The organism is Neisseria iguanae (genome assembly GCF_003013245.1).
GTDB lineage: Bacteria > Pseudomonadota > Gammaproteobacteria > Burkholderiales > Neisseriaceae > Neisseria > Neisseria iguanae.
On the sequence record NZ_PXYY01000103.1, the window covers coordinates 1 to 8,178 of the forward strand.

8 protein-coding genes and 1 pseudogene are annotated in these 8,178 nt (G+C 47.6%); 5 read left to right on the plus strand and 4 right to left on the minus strand.

Annotated elements, in window-relative coordinates; all coding sequences use genetic code 11:
- Window positions 1-388: pseudogene (locus C7N83_RS11960) on the plus strand (transposase); the annotation flags it as partial.
- A 54-nt stretch (window positions 389-442) separates the two neighbouring features.
- Here C7N83_RS11960 and C7N83_RS11965 read toward each other — a convergent pair.
- On the minus strand, window positions 443-931 hold the full coding sequence (locus tag C7N83_RS11965) for a hypothetical protein (RefSeq protein ID WP_106742901.1): 489 nt from the start codon (window positions 929-931) through the stop codon (window positions 443-445).
- A gap of 298 nt (window positions 932-1,229) precedes the next feature.
- On the opposite strand from C7N83_RS11965, the gene pyk reads away from it, so the two are divergent.
- Window positions 1,230-2,702 (plus strand): pyruvate kinase, encoded by a 1,473-nt coding sequence (gene pyk / locus C7N83_RS11970; RefSeq protein WP_106742902.1) that lies wholly within the window; start codon window positions 1,230-1,232, stop codon window positions 2,700-2,702.
- 193 nt (window positions 2,703-2,895) lie between these two features.
- Window positions 2,896-4,335 (plus strand): OmpP1/FadL family transporter, encoded by a 1,440-nt coding sequence (locus C7N83_RS11975; protein ID WP_106742910.1) that lies wholly within the window; start codon window positions 2,896-2,898, stop codon window positions 4,333-4,335.
- 103 nt (window positions 4,336-4,438) lie between these two features.
- On the opposite strand, the gene C7N83_RS14935 is transcribed toward C7N83_RS11975, so the two are convergent.
- Both C7N83_RS14935 and C7N83_RS11980 read right to left on the minus strand, forming a co-directional pair.
- Window positions 4,439-4,576, minus strand: coding sequence for a hypothetical protein (locus C7N83_RS14935; RefSeq protein ID WP_170064906.1), 138 nt, complete (start codon window positions 4,574-4,576; stop codon window positions 4,439-4,441).
- A 69-nt stretch (window positions 4,577-4,645) separates the two neighbouring features.
- Window positions 4,646-5,482, minus strand: a complete 837-nt coding sequence (locus C7N83_RS11980; RefSeq protein WP_106742904.1) for a GNAT family N-acetyltransferase — start codon at window positions 5,480-5,482, stop codon at window positions 4,646-4,648.
- Between the two features lie 376 nt (window positions 5,483-5,858).
- Here C7N83_RS11980 and C7N83_RS11985 point away from each other — a divergent pair, with 376 nt between their 5' ends.
- Together C7N83_RS11985 and C7N83_RS11990 are read left to right on the plus strand one after the other, a co-directional pair.
- Window positions 5,859-6,197, plus strand: a complete 339-nt coding sequence (locus C7N83_RS11985; RefSeq protein ID WP_106742906.1) for a P-II family nitrogen regulator — start codon at window positions 5,859-5,861, stop codon at window positions 6,195-6,197.
- A gap of 67 nt (window positions 6,198-6,264) precedes the next feature.
- The gene (locus tag C7N83_RS11990) at window positions 6,265-7,572 is read left to right on the plus strand and encodes an ammonium transporter (protein ID WP_106742907.1); all 1,308 of its coding nucleotides are present in this window, start codon (window positions 6,265-6,267) and stop codon (window positions 7,570-7,572) included.
- Between the two features lie 63 nt (window positions 7,573-7,635).
- Here the strand turns inward: C7N83_RS11990 and C7N83_RS11995 are convergent, their stop codons facing one another.
- Window positions 7,636-7,971 (minus strand): hypothetical protein, encoded by a 336-nt coding sequence (locus tag C7N83_RS11995; protein WP_106742909.1) that lies wholly within the window; start codon window positions 7,969-7,971, stop codon window positions 7,636-7,638.
- Window positions 7,972-8,178: the final 207 nt, after the last annotated feature.

Here is an 8,178-nt window from a genome sequence, read left to right on the forward strand (position 1 = left end):
AAAGTCGCTGTATTCGGGCTTTTGAAGTGTGGCGGCAAAGCCTATACCGTTGCTGTTCCAAATACCAAAACTGCTGATTATCCGTGAGAAAGTGAAGCCTGACAGCATTGTCTGCGCTGACTTTTACCGTAGTTGCGACGTGTTGGATGTGAGCGGATTCAGTCATTTCCAAATCAACCACAGCACGCATTTTGCCGAACAGCATAACCACATTAATGGGATTGGGAATTTTTGAAATCAGGCAAAACGCCATTTACGTCAATTCAACGGCATTTCTGAAACTCATTTTGAGCTGTATTTAAAGGCAGGTGAATGGCATGTGGACAACAGTGAAATAAAGTCTCAATTATTCATTTTAAAACAATTGGTAAGGAAATATTTGTCCTAGTTATCTAGAACAGCCCCACAAGTTTTATTTATACTTAATACTGATTTTTTGAGGCTATTGATTTGAGGTGAGGGTAGGTAAGGATGTCTGTAAACGATACCACCCAAATAAGCGATACACACAAAGTATGGCAATGGCCGGTAAGCAGATTGCGCTTATTAAATAGCGGATATTATTAAGATTCAATACATTGTGGCCAGATAAAAGTGATATGAATGCCCACAGCCATTCCCATATGGAAGGTAAGCTGAAGGCCAATACGGCGATCAGGCCTAATGTTCTGAAAATGCCGATGGGTAAAACTTTTTTTTGTAATACGGTTCGATTCAGTTGCAGCAAAACGATTAAACCAAAGCCGATGATAAGAATCATCCCGCCATTGGAAACAACTTGTAGGCTGCTGAAGGCAATATCGGGGGTGATGGCGTCTGTTTGCGGTTGGTTGGATTGTCGGTTCATGCTTTGGGCGATATTCAAACCAAGGCTATAAATCATGTCTGTCAAGATAATCCAAATCGGGAAGGCAGTGAATAAGCGGCTCATTATTGGTTAGAGAATGAATGTATAAATTACAAAAATATAATACATTATTAAGAATAAATTTGGCTATTTGCCTATGTAAAAAATATGTATTAAGTGACAAACTATAATGGTTTATGCTTTATTTGAAAAAAATAACCTGTTTGATTAGTAAAAGATTTCAGTTTGTTACGGCAAGATGCAAAAAAGATGACTAAAAGTTTGGCTTGAATCACAAAGCCTGTAATTTTATACCAAAATAAAAGAATTTCAGGTTACAATTTGTTTCTTAATAACAGTAAGCGTATCAGAAAGGATGTCAATGAATGCCGTAAAACGTGATTTAACCCGTATCAGCCACAACACTAAAATTGTGGCAACATTGGGCCCCGGTAGTAATGATGTTCAATTGCTTGAAGATATGATTCGTGTCGGTGGTTTGAATGTCGTTCGCTTCAATTTCAGCCACGGAACCGCAGAATTTCATCAAGAAAATGCGCGAATTGTGCGTGAGGCAGCCAAACGTTTCGGACAAGAAATTGCGATTTTAGCCGACTTGCAAGGCCCTAAAATCCGTGTGGGTAAAATTGCGGGCGGTAGCATCCAGTTGAATCAGGGGGAAAAGCTGGTTTTGGATGCTGCTCTGGAAGAGGAAGGTACACGTGAAGCGGTAGGTCTTGATTACCATGATTTGCCCAATGATGTGAAACCGGGTGATGTATTGTGGTTGGATGATGGTTTATTGACGCTGACTGTCGATTCGGTTGAAAAAAGTAAGATTATTACAACTGTTGCCAACAGTCATGTTTTGAAAAGCAACAAAGGCATCAATAAGCCGGGCGGTGGTTTGTCGGCAGGTGCGTTAACGGAAAAAGATTTCCGTGATTTGAAAACGGCTATTGCTATCGGTTGCGATTATTTGGCCATCAGCTTTGTTAAATCTGCTGAAGACTTGTACCTTGCCCGTGCCAAAGTGGAAGAAGAGATGAAAGGTGGCAATGGTGTCCGCCCGGGCTTGGTATCGAAAATCGAGCGTGTAGAAGCGATTGAAAATTTAGATGAAATTATTATTGCTTCCGACGGCATCATGGTTGCACGTGGCGATTTGGCGGTTGAGGTCGGTCACGCTGCCGTGCCTGCACTGCAAAAACGCATGATTCGCCGTGCACGTGAGTTGCGACGCTTCAGCATCACGGCAACCCAAATGATGGAAAGCATGATCACCAATCCGGTACCGACCCGTGCCGAAGTGAGCGACGTGGCCAATGCAGTGCTTGATGGTACGGATGCCGTGATGTGTTCGGCTGAGACCGCTGTGGGTGCATATCCGTTTGAAACCGTTACTCAAATGGCGATGATTTGTGCGGAAGCGGAAAAAGAGCAAGATTCACTGAACGGTGTTTCGGAGGTGATTGAGGAAAAAGAAGCTGTCAGCACCAATTTGGCCATTGCCGCCGGGGCGGTCAGCGTGGCGCGTGCCGTTCATGCCAAAGCGATTGTGGCTTTGACAGAAAGCGGCTCGACCGCCTTTGAAATTAGCCGCCACAATATCCAATTGCCGATTTTTGCATTAACCCCAAGTATTTCGGCACAACGGCGCATGGCCATGTACCGTGGCGTGCGTCCGATGATTTTGGCCACCAGCACCGACCACAACACGGCCTTACGCGAAGTGGAAGCAACCTTAATCGAACACCATATTTTGAAATCGGGTGACCAATACATCATCACCAGTGGCTCGAAAATGCGTGAATCGGGTTCGACCAATATGCTGGAAGTATTGCAAGTAAAATAAATTTTGTGCCCGAAAGCAGGCTGTTTCAGCCTGCTTTTTTGTATTTTGCATAAAAGCCGCACAATATAATCGGGCTGTGTGCAAAAAGTAGAAAAAACTGTTATTCGTGCATAAGCTATTATAGAATCGAGCAGCTGCACTAATTTAAGCACATGGTCGTTTCAGACGGCCTTTTTTTATGTTTTACGATACGATGCGAATTATGAAAAAGTCATTGAAGGAAATCAGCTTGGGCGTTACCCTCGCTTTTGTTACCACCGCCGCCCAAGCTTCGGGCTATCATTTCGGCACGCAATCCGTTACCGCGCAAAGCACGGCCAATGCCGCTGCTGCCGAAGCTGCTGATGCATCCACTATTTTTTACAATCCGGCCGGTCTGACTGAGCTGGAAACGCACGAAATTGCTGCCGCGGTCAATGCCGTGGCGCCACACATAAAATACAGCAATGCCCGAGCTACTTACCGCCGCCGCGGTCAGGTAAACGGCGAAACCGGCGGCAAGATTACCGACGATATCGTTATTGCACCTCATGTCTATGGCGCGTATAAAGTGAATCCCGATGTGACCGTCGGTGTCGGTATGTATGTGCCTTTCGGTTCGTCAACCGAATACAGCAAAGATTCCGTGTTGCGCCATCATCTGAATAAATTGGGCTTGACTACCATCGCTGTTGAGCCGGTGGTAGCGTATAAATTCCACCCGCAGCACTCGATTGGTGTGGGCGCGATTGCCCAATATTCGACTGCCGAATTGCGTAAATATGCCGATTGGGATGCTGCCGGTTCAGTCAGTGCCTTGGCCAGCCATCAAGCCAGCCAACGTGCAGGTGTGCCTGTGCGTGTAGACGCCACCGGCAAAGCCGACGGACATGCTGAAGTGAAAGGCAAGGACTGGGGGTTCGGTTACCAATTGGCGTGGATGTGGGACGTGAACGATCGTAGCCGTGTCGGCGTGAATTACCGCTCGAAAGTGGGACATAAACTGGAAGGCACAGCCAACTGGCGGGCTAACGGCGCATTGGTGCAGGCCGCTTATCCGACTTTGATTGGCAAAACCGTTGCTGAAGGCGGTAACGGTTATGTGCCGCACGAGAAAGCGTCGGTGAAAATCGTAACCCCCGAATCTTTATCGGTGCACGGCATGTATAAAGCCACCGACAAGCTGAAGGTTTTCGGTGATGTGACTTGGACTCGCCACAGCCGTTTCAACAAAGCCGAATTGGTGTTTGAAAATGTAAAAAATATTGGCGGCGGCAAAATCTCCGACCGTACCATTATTACACCCAACTGGCGCAACACCTACAAAGTCGCAGTGGGTGGTTCATACCAATACAGCGAACTTTTGCAACTGCGTGCCGGTATCGCGCTTGACCAAAGCCCTGTGCGTGGTGCTGAAAGCCGCTTGAACACCCTACCTGACGGCAACCGTATTTGGTATTCTTTCGGTGCCAAATACCAATACCGCAAAAACCACGTATTTGACGTGGCATACAGCCATATACACATCAACAATACCACCTTCAATGCCACCGCATCGGTGGGCGATAATGTGGACAGCAAAGGCGCGGCGACGGCGAAATTCAATAATTACGCCAATATTTTGGGCTTGCAATACAGCTATAAATTCCGTTAAGGGCGAGCTAAGCTGAATTCTGCCTTGCGTGGCATAACAGGCCGTCTGAAAACTGATTTATCCGGTTTCAGACGGCCTGTTTCCAGGGGCAGCAACGCGTTGATTAATTACCGATGCGTGTGCGTGAGGTTTCCACGCCGCTTTTGATTTCGCCGTACATTTCTGAGCTGCTGTTGCCGGAAATACCGTTAGCGCAGGCGGAGAGCATTAAAACCAAAACGGCTGTAAAGCATGTTTTCATAATTTTCCTTTCTATCAAATATGGTTTCACATCAAACAGGCAGTCTGAAACATTTCGGACGGCCTGTGGTTATTCGGTGTCGCTATGGAAATGATACGCGCTGATTTCGAAACCGTTTTTGAAATACAGGCGGTGTGCATTCACGCGGTCTTGGCTCATGTGCACATTGACATGGATTTTGGCCGCACCGGTTTCGCCGCCGATTTTGCGCACTGCGTCCAACAGGCGCGACGCATAACCCTTCAGACGGCTTTGCGGCATGGTGACAATGTCGTCAATGTGGATATGGTGCCCGCTGGCAAGATTGTAGGTTTCGTGAAAACCGATGACCGCAACCGCATTGTGTTTGCCTTCTTCAAAAATGCCCAGTAAACGGTAACCGGCAGGGCGTTGCTGCTGGTTGATTTGTTCGACGAAGCGGTTGATGTCGGTCAGGCTGGAACGCAACATGCTCAAGGCAGCAAAAGCGGTAGCGGTTTCTGCCGGCATGATTTCGCGCAATATGCTGGTTTCTGCCGCTGCGGCGGCGGTTTCGCTCTGGGTTTTGGCGGTGTGTTTTTCTTCAATTGCCTGTGCCATCACCACTTTTTCATCCGGTTTGTCGGCCGCAGCCTGTTCTTCCAGCAAGGCTTTGCCGTCGATAACACGTAAATCGTTGTCGGATGCGAAATCCATCAGGAAGCGGAACATCGGCGGATTGATGGTTTCCAGCTCTTTATCCACCGCCACGCAGCGTACTTTATCCACCAAAATCGGCCGCACCCATTTCGAGTAAGACAGACGGTTGTCTTTGTCGAATGAAGACAGAATACCGCACAAACGTTCCGACCAGTCGCTCGGGCGGAAAATACGGCCGGAACTGTTGGTGCCGTGGATGACAACTTCGTAAGGATTGCAAACTAACATGGTGTGTTCCTGAAAGATCTGTTCTATCAAATTATAACTGACTAAGCGGCTTTTCTTCAAAGCGTTCCGGTAAAAAATTTTACAAAATCAACAAGATTCAGATAAGAAAGTCAGATTTTAAACTGCCTGTATGCAGGCAGATGAATTTGAATGATTTGTATGTTATCGGCTAATACTATTTTGATTATTTTCTCTTGATTTTTTGGTGTTGCTTTTCATTTTGAAATTTTTATTTCTAATAAAAACATAATCTTGATATTTATTTTTTGCTATTTTTTCAAACTTTTTTATAAAATTGCTAACAATCTATTGCATCTTATCCAAGACAGTAGTAATGTTTAATTACGTTAAATTGTTGACAATATTAGGAGGCAAGATGAAAAAAATTACGGCGATGATCAAACCCTTTAAATTGGACGATATGCGTGAGGCACTCAGCAATATCGGCGTGCACGGCATGACGGTGAGTGAGGTGAAAGGTTTCGGCCGCCAAAAAGGGCATACAGAAGTATATCGGGGGGCGGAATATGCAGTGGATTTTATGCCCAAGGTGAAAGTTGAAATCGTGGCGGAAGACGAAAGAGTCGGCCAGATTGTCGACATGATTTTGGAAACGGCGCGCACAGGCAAAGTCGGTGACGGTAAGATTTTTGTCGAAGCGGTGGAGCAGGTTATCCGTATCCGCACGGGCGAAACAGGTGATGAGGCCGTCTGAAAAGGTCCGAATTGGACTTCAGACGGTATGCGACACAACCATTGAGAAGAAAAAAAGGATAATGAACATGAAAAAAAAATCAGCATTGTTGTGGGGCTTGTTTCCCACTGGCGCGCTGGCCGGAAATTTGGATTGGTGGCAACCGTTCAGTGCAATCGATTCGGGTGACACGGCTTGGGTGATGACGGCGGCGACTTTGGTGTTGTTTATGACGCTGCCGGGCTTGGCTTTGTTTTACGGCGGCATGGTGCGTAAGAAAAACCTGCTCTCGACCATGATGCACAGTTTTTCCATCGCCGCGTTAATCAGCGTGTTGTGGGTAGTGGCCGGTTACTCGCTGGCGTTTACCCCGGGCAATACCTTTATCGGCGGCTTCGATCGATTGTTTCTCAACGGTATGAGCATGGATATGGCCAAAGAAATGGTCACTGTATCGCCGAATGCGGGCACGATTCCGGAAACGGTATTTATGTTTTTCCAAATGACGTTTGCCATCATTTCCACCGCCATCATCACCGGCGCTTTTGCCGAACGCATGAAATATTCGGCCATGATGCTGTTTTCTGGCGCGTGGCTCCTGCTGGTGTATGTGCCGACGGCGCATTGGGTGTGGGGTGGCGGTTTTATGAGTGAAGGCGGTGTGTTGGATTATGCAGGTGGCACGGTGGTGCACATCAATGCCGGTGTGGCTGGTTTGGTAGCAGCTTTGGTGTTGGGAAAACGCATGGGCTACGGACGCGAAGCCATGCCGCCGCACAATATGGCCTTGACTTTAATCGGCGCGGCGATGTTGTGGTTCGGCTGGTTTGGGTTCAATGCCGGTTCGGCGGTGGCAGCGAATGCGTCGGCGGGTATGGCGATGGCGGTGACCCAAGTGTCCACGGCATTTGGTGCCGTTACTTGGCTGATTTGCGAAAAACTGGCAGGACAAAAACCTTCCGCTTTAGGATTGGCTTCGGGCGCAGTGGCAGGCTTGGTCGGTATTACCCCAGCGGCAGGATTTGTGGCCACCGGTGGCGCAATCATCATCGGTATTCTTACAGCGATTGGATGTTACGTGGCCGTGGCAGTCATCAAACGCAAATTGGGTTACGACGATTCGCTCGATGCTTTCGGTATTCACGGTTTCGGCGGTATTGTCGGTGCGGTGTTGACCGGTTTGGTGTTTGACAACCAAATTTTCGGCGGCGATGCGACAATCGGATCGCAAGTGTGGGTTCAAACGAAAGATGCATTAACCACCATTGTATACAGTGGTGTGATGAGTTGGGTAATTCTGAAAGTTGTCGGCAAAATCTGCGGTGGCTTGCGTGTCGATAAAGACACCGAACGCGAAGGCTTGGATTTGAACATTCACGGCGAACGTGTCGAATAATCGGAATTTATGCCAAACAATCAAGGCCGTCTGAAACGCTCAGACGGCCTTATATCTGATGGCTTATTGGGTAGGTTGCGTTTGACGGCACTCATTTACTGCGGCTTGGGTGCGCTGTTCGATATTGGAAAGCGGCGTGCCGATAGCTGCGTTTTTCATTTCTTCGCGCGTTATCGAATCGGCCAACTTCAGGCTTGCGCATTCGCACAAGGCTTTGATTTTGACGGTATCCCCACCGGCGGTATCCAAGCAGGATCGGGTGCTGCTTTCGATAAAGCCTTCACGAAAGCCGGTGTAGAATTCTTCGTTGTCGGTGTAGGATTTGGCGGCTTCTTCCGTGCAGGCGGTAAGCATCATGGCAGCGGCGAAGGCAAAGGGCGGCAGGAAACGGGACAGCATCGTTTTTCCTTGGTTAAACACATTAAAAGCCGATTATAGCCGAAAATCGCTTTAATAGATTAAATCTTACGGCTTACGGCGAGAACCAGTTGTTTGGCAATGCCAATACCGACAAGCAACACTTCACCGCGTTTGCCATGGAAAACAGCACGGCTCAAAACGCGGCTTTAGCTAATGCACAAGACATTAAAATGATGAATCCGCTGA

Coding starts and splice junctions, on each gene's coding strand:
- C7N83_RS11985 (WP_106742906.1), top strand. CDS start 5,859: ATGAAAAAAATTACGGCGATGATCAAACCCTTTAAATTGGACGATATG.
- C7N83_RS11990 (WP_106742907.1), top strand. CDS start 6,265: ATGAAAAAAAAATCAGCATTGTTGTGGGGCTTGTTTCCCACTGGCGCG.
- C7N83_RS11975 (WP_106742910.1), top strand. CDS start 2,896: ATGCGAATTATGAAAAAGTCATTGAAGGAAATCAGCTTGGGCGTTACC.
- pyk (WP_106742902.1), top strand. CDS start 1,230: ATGAATGCCGTAAAACGTGATTTAACCCGTATCAGCCACAACACTAAA.
- C7N83_RS11980 (WP_106742904.1), bottom strand. CDS start 5,482: ATGTTAGTTTGCAATCCTTACGAAGTTGTCATCCACGGCACCAACAGT.
- C7N83_RS11965 (WP_106742901.1), bottom strand. CDS start 931: ATGAGCCGCTTATTCACTGCCTTCCCGATTTGGATTATCTTGACAGAC.
- C7N83_RS11995 (WP_106742909.1), bottom strand. CDS start 7,971: ATGCTGTCCCGTTTCCTGCCGCCCTTTGCCTTCGCCGCTGCCATGATG.
- C7N83_RS14935 (WP_170064906.1), bottom strand. CDS start 4,576: ATGAAAACATGCTTTACAGCCGTTTTGGTTTTAATGCTCTCCGCCTGC.